Raw genomic sequence first — 19,304 nt, forward strand, 5'->3', positions numbered from 1 at the left:
GCGTCCGCAACTCGCCATAATGTCGCTCACTCAGCTTGAAAATTAGCAGCGGGCACCCATAGTAAAAACCTCTTTTTTTGCAAATTGGAATAACTATGAGTGCCACTCAAATCAATTGCCCACACTGTTTTGCGACTAATCGTTTACCCGCCGAGCGCTTAACCGATCATCCTAATTGCGGTAAATGCAAACAGTCGCTATTTATAGGCCAGCCGCTGGAGTTAAACCCAGGCAATGTCGCCAACACTATCGAGAAAAATGATATTCCCGTGTTAGTCGATTGCTGGGCGCCTTGGTGTGGACCCTGCCAAAGTTTTGCGCCGGTGTTTGAGCAGTTGGCGGCGCAATCTGAACCCTATTTGCGCTGCGCCAAATTAAATACTGAAGCTGTTCCATCCGTAGCGCAAAGTTGGGGAATTCGCAGTATTCCCACACTGATTTTATTTAAAGGTGGCAAAGAGGTTGAGCGAGTTTCGGGTGCTATGTCGTTGCAGCAATTAAAAGCCTGGTTGGTGCAGGTAGGGGCATTTAGCTAAGTTCGTCATCCTCGCGTAGCGGGGATCCATAAGTTGTTCAATCAAAAGCTGGACTCCCGCAAGCGGGAGTGACGAAGAGGAAATAAAAGGAGTGACGGCAGATAATTGAAATTTACCAATAACGTGGTAATTGTTTTTTGATTTCAATATAGCCGGAGCATTGTTCGATATATTCGCCAATCAACAATTGTTTCATGATCCGGCTTACCATCTCGCGCGATGAGCCGACCATGTTGGCAATATCTTGATGAGTTACTTTCGGGTTGTGAATACGTTTATCCTGATCCGCTAATTTTTCCAGTGCATTGCTCACCCGCCCATACACATCTAACAGTGCCATATCTTTTACACTATCGGTTAAATCGCGCACGCGGCGGGTGAGTTCGGTAATCAACACCATCGCAAATTCCGGGTATTTATTTAACAGTTCAAGCACACCGGCGCGTGGAACTAAAATCATTTCACAATCGGTTACGGTCATTACCGATGCCGAGCGCGGTTGACCATCCAGCAATGAAAGCTCACCAAAATATTCGCCTTCTTGCATGTAATTTAAATTCACTTGGCGGCCATCTTCATTGGTTAAAAATGCGCTCGCGGTTCCTTTGCGAATAATGTAAAGGTAAGTGGATTCATCGCCCTCGGTAACCAACACAGTATTTTTAGGAAAGCGGCGCGGAATGCTGAGCTTTTCCAATTGCGCACGGTATTCAGCGGGCACATCGGCGAAGAGGCGAACGTTCTCTAACATGGCATTGGCTTCTTGTTGGGTAATTGGCGTGGCTGTCATCATAACCCCTGAGGTGTGACAGGGCTAATATTGGCATCGAAATCAGCAAAAACCTGCGAATCTTCTCACGCTGTGAACTTACGACCATTGATAGGTTGTTAATTTGTGGCAAAACGCACAATAATTCGCCCTTGGTACTTCTGCCTGGTGTTTGTGGCAAGGATCATCATTTCTGATTTCACCATCTATCGCTATCGCACGGAGAGCCGACTGCTTATGGTCGCCGAACACAATCAACATTGTGAACAGACACTTATGTTCACCGACATAGTCGGCTACTCACGCCTTATGGGGCGCAATGAGGCTATGGCGATTGAAATGTTGGGCGACTATCGCCAAATTTTGCTTTCGCATATTGAGCAACAAGGCGGCCAGTTAGTTGAATTTATTGGCGATGCAATTTTCGCGCGCTTTGATTTCGCCGCGAGCGCAACCGCTGCCGCCATCGCCATCCAGCAACATCTGCAAGCCTTTAATGAAGTGCGCGATAAAAAATTACCGCCGCTGCAAACGCGCATCGGTTTGCACAAAGGCGAAGTGATGCTGCGCGATGGTGCAGTCTTTGGTGATAGCGTTAATATCGCTGCGCGCCTTGAACCGCTCGCCGTAGCCGATGGTATTTGTCTGTCGCAAACCGTGTACGACGACGTCCGTTTTTCCCTGTCGTCCCCCGCCAAGCGCTTGGGTGTACAGGCCTTAAAAAATATCGAACAAAAAATTCGCGTCTATTTAATTAAACCGTCCGGCATCGGCTGGCGCGATCACCTTTATTATTTTCTGCGCGGTCTAAATAAAAAAATACACGCTTATCGCTACCCATTAACCGCTTGTTTGTTCGCGCTTATCGTTGCCGGTTTTTATTTTATCCCCCGCTGGTTAGTGCCGGGTTATGCGGCGAATTACGTGGAAATCGCCGATTTCCAAAACCTGATGAATGAAAAAGCCGACGCCGACTATTTCTCCGCCGGTATCACCGCCGCTGTGCGCTCGCAATTAGCAGACATGCGCGATGTATATATAGTCGATGCAAAAGAAGGCATCCACGCACCTATCCGTTTGGAGGGCAGTGTGCAGCGCCTGGGCGATAATCTGCGCATCTCCTACCGCTTATTTCGCCGTAAAGATAATGTGCAAATCGCCGGTGGAAAATTGGATGGAACCTATCAAGATATTTTTATTCTGCAAGACCGTTTGGTGGGGGAAATTGCGCGGTACCTAGCGGAAGAATTTGATTTGCAGAATTTTAGGCCTGCGCCGCTGCGCTTGACGGGAGATGTGACGGCTTATGATTATTATTTGAGGGGGCTGGATTTTCTTGAAAAGCCAGCGTCGCATGAGAATGCGGATGGAGCAATTAAGAATTTCAGTACAGCGCTTGTGCATGATGCTAATTTCCCTCTTGCAAATACAGGTATTTGTGAGGCTTATTGGAAGAAATATGAAATTACAAATTCCGCTAAATGGTTGACTCGTGCAGAGGATTATTGTTCGAGGTCTTTGTCAGTTGATAACAAGCTTTCAAGATCTTATATCGCAATAAGTGTGATATATCGTGATACCGGTCGTTATGAAAAGGCTATTGAGTTTTTGGAGAAGGCAAGCAATATAGATGCAAGTGACGATTTACTAAAAATAAATCTTGCATCTGTATATGCAATGATGGGAAAAGAAAGAATTGCAGAAAAAATATATCTTGAACTCTTGGGTAGATCACCTGATAACTGGAGGGGATATTTTGGTTACGGCTATTTTTTGACGCGAATAGGTAGGCATGAAGAAGCGATAGCTAATTACAAAAAAGTCTTAAAGTTTCTCCCAGAAAATATTAGCGCCATAAATAATATGGCAGTTGGTTACTCTTATCTGGCTGATTATGAAGCGGCGGCAAGAATGTTTGAGTTGGCTTCTGATATCGAGCCAGATATAGGTGTTTTTACTAATATAGGAAGTATGTATTATTCAAGTGGAGAATTAAAAAAAGCTGCGGCAGCCTATGAGAAGGCATTAGAATTAGATCCTGAAAATTATCAACTAATGTCTTATTTGGCTGATGCTTACAAATTTATTCCGGGCTATAAAAAAAAATCCGATGAAATATTTGGTAGAGTTATTGACTTGGCTGCAAGGGAGATAAGTGTCAATCGACGGGTAGCACTTCCTTATCAGGCGCTAGCACGGTCATATGCTTATTTTGGCAATATTGAGATGGCGAAAAGTATGATGCTAAAGTCTGATCAGCTGGACTCAATTAGTACAGATTCACTTTATTCAAATTTACGTATTGCTGTGGCTGAAAAAAATGATGAGAAAATTTTTAGATATGCACGAACTTTACTGAATAGTGAATATTCTGCCAAATTTCTTTTGGCTGACCCGGATTTTTCTGTTTTGAGGGAAGAGAAGTATAAAGAGTTATTTTTTGAATAATGATTTTTAACCCTAGGAGATTGGTTGTATGAGAAAAATTATTGCTGTTGTTTTGTTGGTTATAGGTTCCACTGGATGCGTTGCTGCCGACAAAAAAGGTAGTGAATATGTGGCAAATACTTCGACTAGGAATCTTCCTAGTAGTTATGCGTTACCAGGAACAAATACTGCCATTGTTGGGATTGGTGTTGATAAAAAAGGAATTCCACTTGAGACAGTTAAAGAGGTTGTTTTGCTTCCTGGCCAGAGAGCCATTTTTGCGGGGCCTGATAAGTTTCAAATCGTATTCAAAGGTAAAAAAACGCCTACTCGAAAGCTTAAATATGAGTCTCAAAATGGAGTAGTAACTATTTTGGTGCCTAAGGATATTTTTGATCGGCCTGAGTTTGAGAGAGAGTTAAGGGAGAATAATTATGTCAGGTTTGACTATTCAATTATTGTAAATGGGCGCGAACTTGACCCTCCGTTTAAAGTAAAAAGAGAAAATTGATGGGAGATGCCAGTGCGTATTTGTACTGGCTCTTTCCGTGAATAAATCACAAATCCCCCCTGCAATAGCGCACAGATTCCCTCATCTAATTCCTTTAACTTAACCACTGTAGCAGGGCGTTAGCAAGGATCAGCGAGCGGAGCCAAGGGTTCGCAAGCTAGGGAGAGACTGTGTGTTGTGGCGCCCCGTTACGTTTTAAGCTCGTCACCTGTGTGAATGGACCAAGTCCGGCGTTTATACCATCGGCAAAAAGGAGTTACGCGAATGTTCAACCACTCATTTATCTTTCTCGCGTTGCTATCTTTTTCAATAGCCGCCAAGGCTGCCGCTATCCCCATGGATGCGGGACAAGCAGCTTCCGGCGCTATCCAACACGCGGACACGCACCAGGATGTGATGCAGGCGCAAGGAGGAAATCCCGACAAGGATGTCGCAAATATTCACGCCATCACTTGCCCACCCGATACACAATGCGAGGGCGAAAATACCTCGGTGATTCCGACTAAGCCACCTGTAGTCAGCGGTTGGTTGCTGGTGGGCGATAGCTCCAGCGCCTTGCAACCGCTGGGGGTATTGCTGCTGATAATTGGTTTGATTGTATTTTTCCTCTCGCGTAAATCTGCTTCGACTAAATAGCAGCTGTCTTTGCAGTAGCTGTTTATTCCTGCTCGCCCGTTTTCCGGATTAATGCTATACATAAAACTATGGCTGACGACGGAGACCCGCTGTGCGTAAAAATTATATTTTTATCGACTACGAAAACGTCCAACCCGAATCCATCGCCGGATTGGAAAAAGGCAATTTTTATATCTTATTGTTTCTTGGCGCCAATCAATCAAAAATAAATACCCAGCTTGCCCGCTCGCTGCAACCTTTGGGCAGCCGCGTAGAATACATAAGCCTCTCAGGTAGCGGCAAAAATGCACTCGATTTTCATATCGCCTACTACATAGGTGAGAGGGCAGCGATTGAGCCGGAGGCCTACTTCCACATAGTCTCCAAAGATGCCGGTTTTGATCCGCTCATTGAGCACCTGAACGAGCGCAATATTCTCGCCTCTCGCTCTGGCAGTATTGGCGAAATTTCCATCCTGCAAAAATCCAGTTTAAAAACCCTACCCGAACGCACCAGCGTGGTAAAAGCCCGTCTCGCACAAATGGAAGGCAAGCCCAACACTGTAAAAACTCTCTCCAGCACTATCAATGCGCTGTTTCAAAAAACCTTGAGCGATGATGAGGTGGATATGGTGGTGAAGGATTTGTGCAGTAAAGGCTTGATCGCGATTATCAACAAAACGCGCGTTGCGTATTTGATGAAGTAGCGATGGGGAATGAGCGCTTGATGCTTAAATTATATTTTGATGGTTGCTATGAGGTTGGGTGATCCCCGGTCAATAACTTTTCTGCTGCTGAATTTTCCCGATATCGAGAAAAGCGATTGACTGCAGTTTCGGTCTTTACGGTTAATCATGAGATTAGATATCTACCGGCTGTTGTTGCTGGGCAGATACCGGTGTTGTTGGCTGAGTGAGATAAATTGACAAATAATTAAGCTCCCTTTGGTCAACCTTCTCGATGATCGGGTGATCTACTCGGATACCAAAAACGATTGCGTTCGCGTTTTGTCCACACGGCAATGGGTGGCAATGATCCTTCGTGCTAGCTAAGAGGTGTTTTTGGGTTATGGATTTTTTATGGATGGCAATAAAAAAAGGGTTTGCAAGCGCTAACCTGCAAACCCTTTACATATATGGTAGCTAGAGGCGGACTTGAACCGCCGACCCCAGCATTATGAGTGCTGTGCTCTAACCAGCTGAGCTATCTAGCCATAAATGAGGCGCGCATTTTGGCGATAGGAGGGCGCGCTGTCAACCCCAAATTTGTCGTTTGATGAAAGTTCGGTGATGCGAGAGGGGGCTGATGCGGGTATGATGCGCTCTTTCTTTTTTGGCCCCCGCGTTGGCCTTCACTCTTTTGTACAATTTCTTTGATAAATAGGTCCACGATGGAATTTCTTGATCTCGCTCCCATTACCCGCGCCCAGGGCACCGTGCAATTGCCCGGTTCCAAAAGTATCTCTAACCGTACCCTGCTGCTGGCGGCGCTGGCGTCAGGTGAGACGGAGATTCGCGATCTGCTGAAGTCGGACGATACCGACCGTATGCTGGAAGCTTTGGCGGCCTTGGGTGTGAGCGTGACCAAAACTGGCGAGAACGATTACCGCGTAGTTGGCACCGGCGGCAACTTTGCTAATAAAGAAGCGGATTTATTCCTCGGCAATGCGGGTACCGCATTTCGCCCACTGACGGCGGCGCTGGCGTTGAGCGGCGGCACTTACAAGCTGCACGGCGTTGCGCGTATGCATGAGCGCCCGATTGGCGATTTGGTCGATGCGCTGCGTCAGATCGGCGCGGATATCACTTACCTGGGCGAAGAGGGTTTTCCGCCTTTGTTGATCAAACCAGCTCAGATCGCCGCAAACGGCAGTATTAAAATTCGTGGCGATGTCTCCAGCCAATTTCTTACAGCATTGCTGATGGCCTTGCCCATGACCGGCAAAGAAACTCAAATCGAATTGGTGAGTGAGTTAATTTCCAAGCCTTATATTGAAATCACCCTCAAGTTGATGGCGCAATTCGGTGTGGCTGTGCAGCGCGATGGCTGGGAGCTGTTTACCGTTCCCGCCGCAACGGGTTACACCAGCCCCGCGACTGTCTATGTAGAAGGCGATGCGTCGTCTGCATCTTATTTCCTTGCTGCCGGTGCACTCGGCGGCGGCCCGTTGCGGGTGCAAGGTGTAGGTGCAAACAGTATTCAAGGTGATGTGGCCTTTGCCGATGCACTCGAAGCTATAGGTGTGACCATTACCAAAGGCGAAAACTGGATTGAAGCCTCGGCGCCATCATTGCCGCTGAAAGCCTTTGATCGCGATTTTAATCACATTCCCGATGCTGCCATGACCCTCGCTGTTGTTGCGCTGTTTTGCGATGGCCCTTCACGCTTGACCAATATTGCCAGCTGGCGAGTAAAAGAAACCGATCGCATTGCTGCCATGGCGACTGAGTTGCGCAAACTCGGTGCGATAGTGGAAGAGGGCGAAGATTGGCTGCGTATTACCCCGGTGAAAGAATTAATTCCCAATGCCGCGATTGATACCTATGACGATCACCGCATGGCGATGTGTTTTTCGCTCGCCACTTTTGGCGGCGTGCCAGTGCGGATTAATGATCCGAAATGTACTGCGAAAACCTTCCCCACTTATTTTGAAGTGTTTGGTTCGGTAGTTAAGTAAAGAATTACTTATTGTTCTGCACAAAAAAATGCCGCACATGTTGCGGCATTTTTTATGGAGCGATTAAACGTTTTTAAAATACAACTTTTTAAAATAAGAAGCCGAGTTGCGGTGCTGCGGTCATAAACAAGGCGCCACTGATAATGCTGCCTGCAATCAACAAGCGGAACATTGCTGCACCAAAGCCGTCGGCGGTTTGGAATTTGTCCCACAAGTCGAGCCGTTTTTGCAGCGCGCGCTCTTCGCCGGGTGTCAGGGTTGGATACTCGGTGGGAATTGTCGCTGCGTCGGGCGCATCTTCTGTTGCTTCACCTTTATTTATCCACACGGCTACGCGCGTTTCGGTTTGCAGTAAATGGGCAAGACTGATTTGGCGCAGTGCACCCAACCAACCCAACGCTGAATTTATCCAGCTATCGACGGCGTTGAGCCAACTACTCATGTTTTCGCGGGTGGGTGGTACAAACGTAAATTCGCCCAGTGCAGCGCTCCAATTTTCAATCTCTAATTTTTCGCGCACTGCGGGCGGCAGGTTTACCTGCTGGGCGCCCTGATAAACAGCGTACAGTGCGCTGAATACTTCGTGCCCGGCTTTGACCAAACGATCCAGCTCGCGTTTGCTCACGTTGCGGTCGGCAGTCACCACCGCATAGGTGTTGTTCATCAGTGCGCGGCTATCAACAATATTGGCGTGTTGGTGATCGGCATAGTGCAGCAGTGCCAGCAAACCGTTTAAATATTTATCCCAGCCTTTACCTAATTTGCGCGCGGCCAACATGTGCGCCGTGCGGCATTCCATATCGTGTTTAAGAACTTCCTGGTGCGCAGCAGAGCATTCATCAGTCAGTGTTTCAATGAGTGCGGGCAGTTCGCGTTTTTTAACTTCTTTGCCGCGAAAACGAATCACGCCATCCGGTGGTGTGTAAAAACCATCGCGCAATGCGATCAATAAATTGCGCTCTTTTTCCAGCATGCGCAGACTGTCCAGTTTTGCAATGAGTGCTTCCGGATAGAGTGCGCTGAGCGCATTTTGCACCGAATCGATTTTAATATCGTACAGCTGATGATGTTTTTGTGATGAGCGCACAAATGAGCGGCCAAGATAGGCACCGCGATAGCGGCCATTTAAATATTCGTGAGTGTAACGCTTGTCCAGCTCGGCGAAAATTTCGTCATCGGGTTTGAATTCCAATTTGAAGCGTTCGAGTAAGCGCTGGGTAAACTTTTCCTTGAGTGCGTTGGCATCATCAAAAATAATCCAGCTGCTGCGATTATCCAGCACACCGGGCACGTAGATCTTTTTAGCGTTTTGCTCGCGCTCATGGTTGTAAGGATGCGTCGCCCACATGCGCGGAGGCTGTGCAATCTCGGCGGTAAAAACGCGATGTTGCTCGGGTTGCTGGCCGGGAACATTGGCGACTTTGCCGTACAGTGGATCATTGAGGATTTTGGCAGTGTGCTGCATGACCCGGGTTTGAATCGCAAATACATCTTTACTGGCGACGCCTTGATTCACCTGATCGTTTAGAAAGCCTTGCGCGCTGTCCCATGCTTCATCGGCCGCTTGCAATTTATGCAGTGCGTGAATCAGGGCATCGCTACCGGTTACAGACACGGCGACCAAATCGGCCTGGAACTCCATCTCCCGTGACAGGGCGCGCTGCGCGAGCAATACCAGATTAAAAAATGTCTCCATAGTGGCGCGCAGTGACCAGACGATTAAACGCAAGGTCCAGCCAATCCAGGCGATACGGATATCGATGTTGGACAGAAAACGCAAAAATTTATCCAGCGCATCGCGGCGCGCAATAATATGCGCAGCAATTTGTTGTGCAACATAAACCCAGTTGCCTAATGCCATAGAGCGCTGGGCAAAATGGCCAAACTCATGCGCGAGTACCGCTTTTAGTTCACTGATGGTGAGCGCATTAACCAGCGGCAAACCAATTTCCAAATTCTTTCTGGAAGGAAAAATAAAATTGAGTAGCGACAAATCGTAAAATACACAGGCGTTAACGCGCGGTGATAAAAATACCCGATGCGGACGCGGCGCACCGGTTTCATCGGCCAGACGATTCAAAAATGCGATGAGTTGCGGCTCGCTGCTAGCGGTGACTTCGTAGTCTTCTGTCATGCTGCCTTTTTTTACAAACAGCAGCGCCTTGATCATAAAGATCGCTAAAAACCCGGAGCTAAGAGCGAGCACCCAGATAAAAATGTTGGGTTTATTGCTCGCGATCTGAGTCTCAATCAGGTGATATGCAGACCAGGCAAACCAGCCGGTTATAGCGAGATAAAACAGGATAAAGCCCAACAACCCCAATGCGGCGAGTGCTGCCTGGCGTTTATGGGAGCTGCTGGGTTTAGTGAGGTCGGCGGGAACGTTGGCAGGGTTGGCCGGGTAAATATGATCCATAGTCAAACTTCCTTTGTCGGGTATTAATTGTTGAATTTTGGGGTGCCGCAGTAACTATAGGGTTACAATTATATTTTTTGGGCGTGCTGAGTTTAGTGGTGGCGGCGCTGTTCGGCAATTGGGCGACGGGAGCGAGCGTTAGAATTTTTTGCACGAATACTGATTATTTAACGGATTCAGGTTGTTAGGCGGTGGCAACCGATTTAGTGATAGGAGCCGATTCATGTCATATCAACAACTGCAGCAACGCTTTTTAAAAATTTCCCACTTCAATCACCTCGATGCAATCTGCTCCTGGGATCAGGCAGCGGTAATGCCCGATGGCGGCAATGATGCACGGGGTGCAGCTATGGCCGAACTGTCGGTGTTAATTCATCAACTCACTACCGCACCGCAACTGGCCGATTGGATTGCAGCGGCAGAAATAGAAAGACTTGATGCACAACAAAAAGTGAGTCTCGCTGCAATCAAACGCCGCTGGCAGCAGGCTAATCAGTTACCGGAAGAGCTGGTGATGGCACAATCGCTCGCTAACTCCACTTGCGAGCATGCCTGGCGCGAGCAGCGCAAAAATAATGATTGGCAGGGCTTTAAAACCAATCTTGCCAAGGTGGTGGAATTAGCCCGAGAAGAAGCGCAGATACGCGCGGCGGGTACTGCGTTGAGCCGCTACGACGCGATGCTCGAACTTTACGAGCCGGGTATGAACTGTGAAAAATTGGATGTGTTGTTTGGTGAGGTAAAAACCTGGCTGCCGGAATTTATCCAGCGCGCGGCGGATATTCAAGCGCGAAAAATATTCATCATACCGGAAGGCCCGTTTGCCATCGCGCAGCAAAAAGAATTGGGTTTGGCGGCGATGCAATTGCTCGGTTTTGATTTTAATCATGGCCGTTTGGATGTGAGCGCCCATCCGTTTTGCGGTGGTGTGCCCAGCGATGTGCGCATTACCACGCGTTACGACGAAAGCGATTTTATGAAGGCGCTATTTGGTGTGATTCATGAAACCGGTCACGCGCGCTATGAACAAAATCTTCCGTTGCAGTGGGCGGGGCTGCCGGTAGGTGAGGCGCGCTCGATGGGTGTGCATGAATCGCAAAGTTTATTTTTTGAAATGCAATTGGCGCGCTCGCCGGAGTTCACCCGGTTGTTAGCACCTATTGCAGCAAAACTGCTTGGCCGCGAGCAGGATGCCGCGTTTAGTGAAGCCAATCTCTACGCCGTTAACACGCGTATGAAACGGGATTTTATCCGTGTGGATGCAGATGAACTGACTTATCCCGCGCATGTGATTTTGCGCTACGAAATTGAGCGCGCATTGATTGAAGGCGATATCGAGGTGGATGACATTCCCGCGCTCTGGAACGAAAAAATGCAGGCTTATTTGGGGCTATCTACCGAAGGCAATTATCGGAACGGCTGCATGCAGGATATTCATTGGGCAGGCGGTTCGTTTGGTTATTTTCCCTCCTACACTCTGGGCGCTATGTATGCTGCGCAAGAATTTGCTGCAGTGGAGCGCGCAGCTCCGCAGCTGCGTGAAAAAATCGCCGCGGGTAATTTGAATGAGTTGTTTCAGTGGTTGAAAGATAATATCTGGTCGAAAGGCAGTCTGTTATCGACCGATGAACTGATGATTGCCGCAACCGGCGAACCATTGAACGCGCGTTATTTTAAAGCTCATCTTGAACGCCGTTATTTATCCGCTGAATAAATTGAGAATTTTTTTTAACGCTGTTGTTGGAAGCGAAATATGTTTGTTGGCTTTGATTATGGTACGTCTAACTGTGCTATGTCTTATATGGATCAAGACGGTGCAAGTTTAATTCCACTCTATGGTGATAATACCTTTGTACCCTCTACGCTCTATGCATTAGAGCGCGGATTTATCGCGGAGCTGATTGCACAACAGGTGCAGGATGGCGAGGCAAAAATCCATTACACCCAAAGCCGCTCAGCGCTGCTCGGGCAGGCGCGCGCCGGAAAAGTGGAGCATGATCTCGATCATGTGCGCGACGGAATTTTTTTTGGTAGTGAGGCCATAGAGCATTACATCAGTGCGCCGGGCGAAGGTTATTTTATTAAATCGCCCAAATCCTTTTTAGGTGCGAGTGGTTTGCGCCAGCAGTCGGTCGATTTTTTTGAGGATGTAGTGGCGGCGATGATGCTCAACGTTAAACAGCGCGCCGAGCAGTATTTGCAACAAGTGATTACTCAAGTCGTGATTGGCCGCCCGGTTAACTTTCAGGGCATTAATGCACAAGAGAGCAACCAGCAGGCGCAAGCGATTTTGGCGGCAGCAGGCAAACGTATTGGTTTCACCGATATAGAATTTTTGTTTGAGCCACTTGCGGCCGGATTTGATTTTGAAACACGGCTGACCGAAAACAAAACCGTGTTGGTAGTGGATGTGGGCGGCGGTACCACCGACTGCTCTATGGTATTGATGGGGCCAAACCATATTCAACAGCTCGACCGCAGCCAGGACTTTCTCGGTCATACTGGTGAGCGGGTTGGTGGCAATGATTTTGATATCCAGCTCGCGCAAAAAATTCTGATGCCGCACTTTGGTATGTTGTCGCCACTAAAAACCGGTCTGCCTATGCCATTAATGCCATTTGTAAATGCGATGGCAATTAACGATATAGGCGCGCAAACGGAATTTTATGATCTCAAAACCAAATTGCTGTTGGAGCGATTGACCCGCGAAACCTTTGAGCCGGAATTGCTCAAGCGATTTATTGCCATGCGCGAACACAAACACAATTTTGCGGTGGTGCGTGAAGCTGAGCTGGGCAAAATTGCGCTCTCAGCAGAACCACAACACGGTTTTCCGCTGGATTTTATCGAGCCAAATTTAGCACCGGAATGCAGTGCAGAAGATTACGCTGAGGTAAGCGAACAGCTTCTGCAAAAAATCGCCACGCTCATCAGCGAAGCGACCCGGCAGGCGAGTGTGCAACCGCAAATGGTTTATATCACCGGTGGTAGCGCCAAATCGCCGTTGATCCGCAAGGTAATTCGCACATTATTCGGCGATGAGATTGCGATTGTCGATGGCGATCACTTTGGCAGTGTGGCCGCCGGTTTGGGGGTTTGGGCGGGGCGGGTGTTTAGTTGAGCCAGTTTTCCAACCGTAAGGCTTCAACTCGCTCAAATTCACGTAAATTGTTAGTTACCAGTATTAATCCCATGCTGCGCGCGTGCCCAGCAATGTGTAGATCATTAACCCCAATGGGTGTGCCTTTGCGTTCGAGTTTTGCGCGTATGTCGCCGTATTGTGCTGCCGCTTTTTGGTCGTAATCCAGCACCTGTAAGCGTGAAATAAAATCTTCTACATGTTTATGGTTTTCGTCTGGTTTTGCACTTTTTTCGGCACCGTGGAGTAGCTCTGCATGCGTAATCGAGCTGATCGATAGTTGCCCTGCATGGTGGTTAAACGTATTAAGAATTTCTACAGGGCGGCGTTTGATTACATAAATGGCAATGTTAGTGTCAAGCATGTACTTAAGCATTAGAACTCTTCTCGCTCTTGTTGTTCTTGAGCGCCACGGTCATTCATAAAATCATCACTTACTGTTTCGGTGCTGAGGAAAAAACTATCCCAAGTTGCATCTGCAGGAGAGATGATGCGGTCTTGTCCCACCACGCGAACGGTGACTTTTTTTACCTTGTCGGGAAAGCGTGCCTCAGCCGGAAGGCGGACAGATTGGGTGCGGTTGTTGATGAATACAGAACCAGTTGCCATGACTTTCTCCAGTGTTGATGGGGTGGCTAAATTCTAATCGCATATCTGCCATATGGCAATGCTATATAGCTTGGCTTAAGCCTCCAACATTGGATGCGGAATCCGGCCATCCACTGAAAAATCCTCTCGTTGAAATTCAAAGCCACCGCTGATGCCTGCGCGCACAAAAGTGCAGGTGTCGGTGGTGAAGCGCACATGCCAGAGCTGTTGTTGTGCGGGTTCTTTTTCGGCGAAGGCAATGGGCGAAAATACTGCAATATTTTTGCCTTCGGCCAAGCGCGCGGAAGGATAAATAATAAATTCAGTGCCCAGTTCGCGCAGTTGTTTACCCAGTTGCTGAGTGTATTCCCATGAGTCGGGGCGATGAATATTGGTGCGCACCGAGTTGAACGATTCGCTGTGCATATCCAGCGCTTTCTGGCTAATTAACTTGACTGAAAATGCGGTGCGCTGGTCGCGTATTTGCGCTAGTGATCCAAGTGTTATCGGGCCTTGTTGGAATAACCAAAAGTAGACAGCGGTTTCTGCAAAAGCGGTTTTTAATTCGCAGGAGCCGTAAAAAATGCCGCGCTCCCAGGTGCTGCCAAAACGTGAGCCGTAGCGCAGCGGCGGATAGCGAAAAGGGGTCATCAATAAATAAGAGAGACCGGTGCAGTCGGCGGGTATTTTGGGTTTGGATGAATCCAACAATTCTTCAAGGCGGCTCTGTTCCGCAGCAGAATGGGTGATCGCCATAGTGGCTGCGGTTTCTTGTGTTTCCACCACGCGCCAGCAACTGCCAACAATATGCGGCGCGAGTAATCCGGCTAAATCCTGCATCGCAATCCATTAAGCAAAGAGTGGTTTAGATGCGCCCGCGCATGGCATCGAGATACCAGAGCACACGCGTCAGCCCATCGGCCTTGCGAATCAGTTCGGCAGGCGCTTCTTCGCCTAAGTGATGATTGGGTGTGCTCATCCAGTGTTTCATCGCCTCGCTATTGCCGCCGAGAATCGAAAACAGTGAGCGATACACACGGATTAGCAGCAGCGACATCTCAAACGGTTTTTGTTCCGGCACTGGCGACGAGCCATTCTTCATCCGCGCGACGGTGGATACAGAAACCCCAATAGCCTCGGCCAGCTGCTCGCGGGCAAGGCCAAGGGCATCGGCGGCGCTGATAACGCTGCCACCCACTAAATTGAGGTCTGAAATAGAAACCGGTTTGGTGTTCATAGCTTACCCTTGAGTATCAGGTGATTCTTTTGATTATAAGGTGTGTCATATGAATTGCAAGGCTGAAATTTGATCAATCAACGGTTTTGCAGGATGTTTTCCCGTTTTCATACCAACTCGTCCATACTCGTGGCCTGTAGTTTAGGTATTTATCGCTGATGTTAATGTTTCCGAGGTTTATATGAATATTTTGCCAAAAGTGGGTGTAGAGAATATTAAGTTGGGGATGAGCCAGCAGCAGGTGCAAGCCCTATTAGGTGCGCCTGCGAATATTGAAAAAATCGAGGAAGAAGACATCTGGGAGTTTGAGAGTGGCTTGGAGTTGTCGTTTCAGGCAGAGGACAGTTATCGCTTGAGTTCGATAACGGTGATGGCGGATTCAGCGCTGCTGGATTCAAAACCCATCATCGGTATTACAGAAGCTGAACTTGAAGCAATATTCCCCTCGTTTAGTTTGGATGAAGATTTTAAAAAAGATGGGAAAAGCTACTACGCCGATGAATTGCAAATCATGGCGTGGGTTTTTGATAGCGAAGTATTTAATGTGGTTATTTTCCCGGAATATGATGAAGCTACCGAGTTGCCAATTTGGCCTGCGTAAATAAAAAGTGGAGGCAAGATAATTGCCTCCACTCGTATGGCACTGCTGCCGTTAAGCAATCAATGCTTTATAGAGATTGAATACCGAGATTACGCTAATCAGTACGCCGACCAATATCAGCAAGGTTCTGGTCGAAAACTTTTTGCACGCATAGGCGGCAAACGGTGCGGCAAACAATCCGCCGATTACCAAGCCTGCCACTATGTGCCAGATGGTTTCATCCACCAAAATAAACAGCGATGCAGCGCTGGCTAGAGTGAGAAAAAACTCCGCAAAATTCACCGAGCCAATCGTAGTGCGCGGGTCGTGCCCTGTACCTACCAAGGTTGTTGTCACCACTGGCCCCCAGCCGCCCCCGCCCGACGAATCCACAAATCCGCCCAGTAGTGCCAATTTTGCCACGTGTTTGGGTTCGCCTTTGCGCGCGGCTATGTGTTTGCGAAAGGCTTTACTCAACACATAGATGCCCATTAACAATAAATACCCGGTGATAAATGGTTTGAGTATTTTGCCATCGATCTGCGTCACTAAAAGTGCGCCGAGCAGGCCGCCGATGATGCCGGGAATTAACAAGCGCAAAAATAATTTTTTATCGACGTTGCCAAATTTTGCGTGAGAGATCCCCGATACACCGGTAGTAAATACTTCCGCCATGTGCACCGATGCTGTCGCCAGCGCGGGTGATGCGCCAGTCGCCAACAAAAAACTGGTCGAGGTAATGCCGTAAGCCATGCCCAGTGCGCCGTCGATTGCCTGTGCAATTAAACCCACCAGCAGCGCGCTCCAAAACATGGAGTCGTTAAGGGTGAGTTCAATGGTGTTAACGCCATCGGACCAGCTATTGCCAAATACTTTGGATATTCCCAACACCACTAAGCCGATCAGGGTGAAGGCAGTAAACCAAATCGCGGAGCGAATAATTGGGTGGAGTGGAATGACTTCGATGGGTGGAATACCGAGGCGCTGATGCTCCTCATTGATGGGTGTATCGGATAAATCCAGATTGCGAATTTTCATTTTTTCATTTCCGTTGTGATAGTCGCCGGGTGGTGAGTTGGGCGCATCTTAGGGGCAATCTAATTGCGGCGGAAATACTGAATGTTTCTTACCTTATAACGAAATTTTTAATGCACATTTTTACTGATGCTTTGGTTTCAGTTGTCACTTATCGCAATTAAGAGTCATTGTTATTTAAGAAAGGTAAAGTGGTTAAAGCCGCTGCAACTTTAGCGTTATGTTATGGGTCATTCAGTGGCTTGCGCTTGCAGCTTTCACACTTTTTTCGCGGTGATACATGATTACTTGGTTGTGCAGAAAACCCCGGAGTTGTTCAAGATAGGTTGGAGTGGGTCAAGTAGATTGAGTTTATGAACCGCAATAGCTTTTTTGTGTTAATTTAATTGGCATGCCACCGGCATGCGGCCCGTAGAATAAACTTTTAGGTGTAATCAGTGCTCCATTTTATAGATGCCGAGGCAAAGCATGCCGAACTTCTTCGAGATACGTTAATCGAATCGAAGGGCTATTGGGGTTACTCTCAAGAGCAACTTGAGGAATGGAGATCAAATTTAAAATTTGATGAAGAGTATATCGCCCGCAATACAGTCAAACTGATTTTGAATGATGAAGAGGTGATTGGATTTTTCGCCATAGTGAAAGGCGATAGCAATGAGCTTGATCACCTGTGGTTATTGCCAAAAGCCATTGGCAAGGGTTTTGGTAATTTGGTGTTTGAGCAAATCCTTTTTGAATGCAGTGCGTTGGAAATATCTAGCTTCTACATCATATCTGACCCGGATGCTGAAGGGTTTTATTTAAAGAAAGGCGCATTGAAAGTTGGGGAGGTTTATAGCGAGCCACAGAAAAGAATGTTGCCTAAATTAAAGTTCACGAAAATCGGCTTATAGGTTTAGTAACAACGCACTCTGTTTATATAAGTGGTCAGCTCTGCCAGAAAAACCACCAACGGTAATTACGCTGACGCTATCGTGGGAGTAAGTTTTGAATCCATATCTTAAATCACGGAATTTCTAATTAAATTAACATTTACAGGGAAATAAATATGAAACATGTGTTTTTGCTCGTAGCGGTATTTGTAATTACATTCCCAGCAGCAGCTAAAGAAAATTCTGACTGGAGCGCTAGCTATGCTGAGCAGGCCGTTGAATATCAGAAAATGAATGTTGCACTGCATTGTGGTTACTCTGCAGATAGATGGCATACAGATTATGAAGGGCACAAATTATTTGCAGGGGCACTAGGTAAAGATGCTGCCGATGCAGAAAACAAGGTTAGAGAAATTGCCATTAGGCAGTGTCGGGATGCGTGGACCTATGCCGAGCAGGGTGTTTTACAGAATCAGGAAAATTTAAATCGAAATTGTGGTCTTACGGGGGCTATTTGGCATTCAGATAAAAAGAACCACTTTGCGTGGGCGATGAATCAAACACCTTATATGATTGCGATTCACGACCAAAAACGACGCACTCTGCTTGCGCTATGCAACCGCTAGGATGACGGCATCTTATTTTGCTCTGACCAATTGGTGAGGTTCGGTAGCTTGCCTGCGAAGCTCACTCCACAATTTGATTGTTAACCAGCGTCCCAAAAAAATACGACGGCTTTTTGCAAAGCCGCCGTATTTTTTGAAACCCTAAAGCCAGTAGTAATTTTCTGGCTTTATTTGGTTTGGTTGTTACACATTAAACAAGAAGTGCATTACATCGCCATCTTTGACGATATATTCTTTACCTTCTTTGCGTGACTTGCCGGCGTTTTTCGCGCCTTGTTCGCCGTTGTATTGCACGAAGTCTTCGTAAGCAATGGTTTCGGCGCGGATAAAACCTTTTTCAAAGTCGGTGTGAATGACGCCTGCCGCTTGCGGCGCAGTGGCGCCTACGGGAATGGTCCAGGCGCGCACTTCTTTTACACCGGCGGTGAAATAGGTTTGCAGGCCGAGCAGTTGGTAACCGGCGCGAATTACACGATTCAGGCCGGGTTCTTCCATGCCCATTTCATCGAGAAATTCTTTTTTGTCATCGCCTTCGAGTTCGGCGATGTCGGCTTCTAGCTTGTTGCAAATCGGCACCACGATCGAGTTTTCTTCTTCGGCAATTTTGCGCACTACATCCAGGTGTGGATTATTTTCAAAGCCATCTTCCGCCACGTTAGCGATGTACATGGTCGGTTTGAGCGTGAGCAGGTTGATCTCTTTCAGTAGCGCTTTTTCTTCTTTGTCGAGCGGGAAAGAGCGCAGCGGTTTGGCTTGATCCAAGTGCGGTTGGATTTTTTCCAGCAGCGCTTTGATCGCCATGGCGTGTTTGTCGCCGCCTTTGGCGGATTTGGCGTAGCGGTTGATGGCTTTGTCTACCGCTTCCAGATCGGCGAGGGCGAGTTCAGTATTGATCACTTCAATATCGGCGGCGGGATTAACACCGTTGGCCACGTGAATTACGTTGTCGTCATCAAAGCAGCGCACTACGTGGGCGATGGCATCGGTCTCGCGGATGTTGGCGAGAAATTTGTTGCCCAGGCCTTCACCGCGCGAGGCACCGGCAACAATACCGGCGATGTCGATAAATTCCATGGTGGTGGCGATAACACGCTCGGGTTTGACGATTTCAGCGAGTTTGTCCTGACGCGGATCGGGTACGGTCACGATGCCGGCGTTGGGTTCAATGGTGCAGAAGGGGAAGTTTTCGGCGCTGATGCCCGCGTTGGTCAGGGCGTTGAACAGTGTTGATTTGCCGACGTTGGGCAGGCCGACGATGCCGCAATTGAAACCCATGA

Annotated in this window: 19 protein-coding genes and 1 tRNA gene; 11 read left to right on the forward strand and 9 right to left on the reverse strand. The window is 47.9% G+C overall.

Annotated elements, in window-relative coordinates:
* The first annotated feature begins 95 nt into the window (after positions 1–95).
* Positions 96–536, forward strand: a complete 441-nt coding sequence (gene trxC, locus AWU77_RS12510; RefSeq protein ID WP_062063887.1) for a thioredoxin TrxC — start codon at positions 96–98, stop codon at positions 534–536.
* Positions 537–648: 112 nt separating this feature from the next.
* Here the strand turns inward: trxC and AWU77_RS12515 are convergent, their stop codons facing one another.
* Positions 649–1,326, reverse strand: coding sequence for a Crp/Fnr family transcriptional regulator (locus tag AWU77_RS12515; RefSeq protein WP_238582415.1), 678 nt, complete (start codon positions 1,324–1,326; stop codon positions 649–651).
* Between the two features lie 216 nt (positions 1,327–1,542).
* Here AWU77_RS12515 and AWU77_RS12520 point away from each other — a divergent pair, with 216 nt between their 5' ends.
* The 4 genes from AWU77_RS12520 (at position 1,543) to AWU77_RS12535 (ending at position 5,564) form a co-directional block, all read left to right on the forward strand.
* Positions 1,543–3,753 (forward strand): tetratricopeptide repeat protein, encoded by a 2,211-nt coding sequence (locus AWU77_RS12520; protein WP_062063890.1) that lies wholly within the window; start codon positions 1,543–1,545, stop codon positions 3,751–3,753.
* Positions 3,754–3,781: 28 nt separating this feature from the next.
* Entirely contained in the window at positions 3,782–4,243 is a 462-nt protein-coding gene (locus AWU77_RS12525) for a hypothetical protein (protein ID WP_238582418.1), read from the forward strand.
* Between the two features lie 264 nt (positions 4,244–4,507).
* The gene (locus AWU77_RS12530) at positions 4,508–4,879 is read left to right on the forward strand and encodes a hypothetical protein (RefSeq protein ID WP_062063892.1); all 372 of its coding nucleotides are present in this window, start codon (positions 4,508–4,510) and stop codon (positions 4,877–4,879) included.
* Between the two features lie 91 nt (positions 4,880–4,970).
* Positions 4,971–5,564 carry a PIN domain-containing protein gene (locus AWU77_RS12535; protein WP_062063893.1) on the forward strand — a complete coding sequence of 198 codons (594 nt, stop codon included), beginning with the start codon at positions 4,971–4,973 and terminating at the stop codon, positions 5,562–5,564.
* 429 nt (positions 5,565–5,993) lie between these two features.
* Here AWU77_RS12535 and AWU77_RS12540 read toward each other — a convergent pair.
* A tRNA-Met gene (locus AWU77_RS12540) sits at positions 5,994–6,070 on the reverse strand.
* 177 nt (positions 6,071–6,247) lie between these two features.
* On the opposite strand from AWU77_RS12540, the gene aroA reads away from it, so the two are divergent.
* Positions 6,248–7,534: a 3-phosphoshikimate 1-carboxyvinyltransferase gene (aroA, locus tag AWU77_RS12545; protein ID WP_062063896.1), complete on the forward strand. Its 1,287-nt coding sequence runs from the start codon at positions 6,248–6,250 to the stop codon at positions 7,532–7,534.
* Positions 7,535–7,622: 88 nt separating this feature from the next.
* Here aroA and AWU77_RS12550 read toward each other — a convergent pair whose 3' ends face one another.
* Positions 7,623–9,950 carry a M48 family metallopeptidase gene (locus tag AWU77_RS12550; protein ID WP_062063898.1) on the reverse strand — a complete coding sequence of 776 codons (2,328 nt, stop codon included), beginning with the start codon at positions 9,948–9,950 and terminating at the stop codon, positions 7,623–7,625.
* Positions 9,951–10,173: 223 nt separating this feature from the next.
* On the opposite strand from AWU77_RS12550, the gene AWU77_RS12555 reads away from it, so the two are divergent.
* Both AWU77_RS12555 and yegD read left to right on the forward strand, forming a co-directional pair.
* Positions 10,174–11,664, forward strand: a complete 1,491-nt coding sequence (locus tag AWU77_RS12555; RefSeq protein ID WP_062063901.1) for a carboxypeptidase M32 — start codon at positions 10,174–10,176, stop codon at positions 11,662–11,664.
* A 39-nt stretch (positions 11,665–11,703) separates the two neighbouring features.
* The gene (gene yegD / locus AWU77_RS12560; RefSeq protein WP_062063903.1) at positions 11,704–13,071 is read left to right on the forward strand and encodes a molecular chaperone; all 1,368 of its coding nucleotides are present in this window, start codon (positions 11,704–11,706) and stop codon (positions 13,069–13,071) included.
* Here the strand turns inward: yegD and AWU77_RS12565 are convergent.
* The 4 genes from AWU77_RS12565 to AWU77_RS12580 form a co-directional block, all read right to left on the reverse strand.
* On the reverse strand, positions 13,064–13,453 hold the full coding sequence (locus AWU77_RS12565; protein WP_304413302.1) for a type II toxin-antitoxin system VapC family toxin: 390 nt from the start codon (positions 13,451–13,453) through the stop codon (positions 13,064–13,066). The two genes, yegD and AWU77_RS12565, sit on opposite strands and share 8 nt — an antisense overlap.
* An 11-nt stretch (positions 13,454–13,464) precedes the next feature.
* Positions 13,465–13,698 carry a type II toxin-antitoxin system VapB family antitoxin gene (gene vapB, locus AWU77_RS12570; protein ID WP_062063910.1) on the reverse strand — a complete coding sequence of 78 codons (234 nt, stop codon included), beginning with the start codon at positions 13,696–13,698 and terminating at the stop codon, positions 13,465–13,467.
* A gap of 75 nt (positions 13,699–13,773) precedes the next feature.
* A complete protein-coding gene (locus AWU77_RS12575; protein ID WP_062063913.1) occupies positions 13,774–14,517 on the reverse strand; it encodes an RES family NAD+ phosphorylase in 744 nt (247 codons plus the stop codon).
* A gap of 25 nt (positions 14,518–14,542) precedes the next feature.
* Positions 14,543–14,914 (reverse strand): XRE family transcriptional regulator, encoded by a 372-nt coding sequence (locus AWU77_RS12580; RefSeq protein ID WP_062063916.1) that lies wholly within the window; start codon positions 14,912–14,914, stop codon positions 14,543–14,545.
* A gap of 181 nt (positions 14,915–15,095) precedes the next feature.
* On the opposite strand from AWU77_RS12580, the gene AWU77_RS12585 reads away from it, so the two are divergent.
* The gene (locus AWU77_RS12585; RefSeq protein ID WP_062063919.1) at positions 15,096–15,515 is read left to right on the forward strand and encodes a hypothetical protein; all 420 of its coding nucleotides are present in this window, start codon (positions 15,096–15,098) and stop codon (positions 15,513–15,515) included.
* A gap of 51 nt (positions 15,516–15,566) precedes the next feature.
* Here AWU77_RS12585 and AWU77_RS12590 read toward each other — a convergent pair whose 3' ends face one another.
* A complete protein-coding gene (locus AWU77_RS12590; RefSeq protein ID WP_062063921.1) occupies positions 15,567–16,532 on the reverse strand; it encodes a sulfite exporter TauE/SafE family protein in 966 nt (321 codons plus the stop codon).
* Positions 16,533–16,966: 434 nt separating this feature from the next.
* Here AWU77_RS12590 and AWU77_RS12595 point away from each other — a divergent pair, with 434 nt between their 5' ends.
* Together AWU77_RS12595 and AWU77_RS12600 are read left to right on the forward strand one after the other, a co-directional pair.
* Positions 16,967–17,422, forward strand: a complete 456-nt coding sequence (locus tag AWU77_RS12595) for a GNAT family N-acetyltransferase (protein WP_062063924.1) — start codon at positions 16,967–16,969, stop codon at positions 17,420–17,422.
* A gap of 155 nt (positions 17,423–17,577) precedes the next feature.
* Positions 17,578–18,027 (forward strand): hypothetical protein, encoded by a 450-nt coding sequence (locus AWU77_RS12600; RefSeq protein WP_062063926.1) that lies wholly within the window; start codon positions 17,578–17,580, stop codon positions 18,025–18,027.
* A gap of 183 nt (positions 18,028–18,210) precedes the next feature.
* On the opposite strand, the gene ychF is transcribed toward AWU77_RS12600, so the two are convergent.
* Positions 18,211–19,302 carry a redox-regulated ATPase YchF gene (gene ychF / locus AWU77_RS12605; RefSeq protein WP_062063928.1) on the reverse strand — a complete coding sequence of 364 codons (1,092 nt, stop codon included), beginning with the start codon at positions 19,300–19,302 and terminating at the stop codon, positions 18,211–18,213.
* Positions 19,303–19,304 lie beyond the last annotated feature (2 nt).

Origin of the sequence: Cellvibrio sp. OA-2007 (assembly GCF_000953825.1) — a bacterium.
Lineage (GTDB): Bacteria > Pseudomonadota > Gammaproteobacteria > Pseudomonadales > Cellvibrionaceae > Cellvibrio.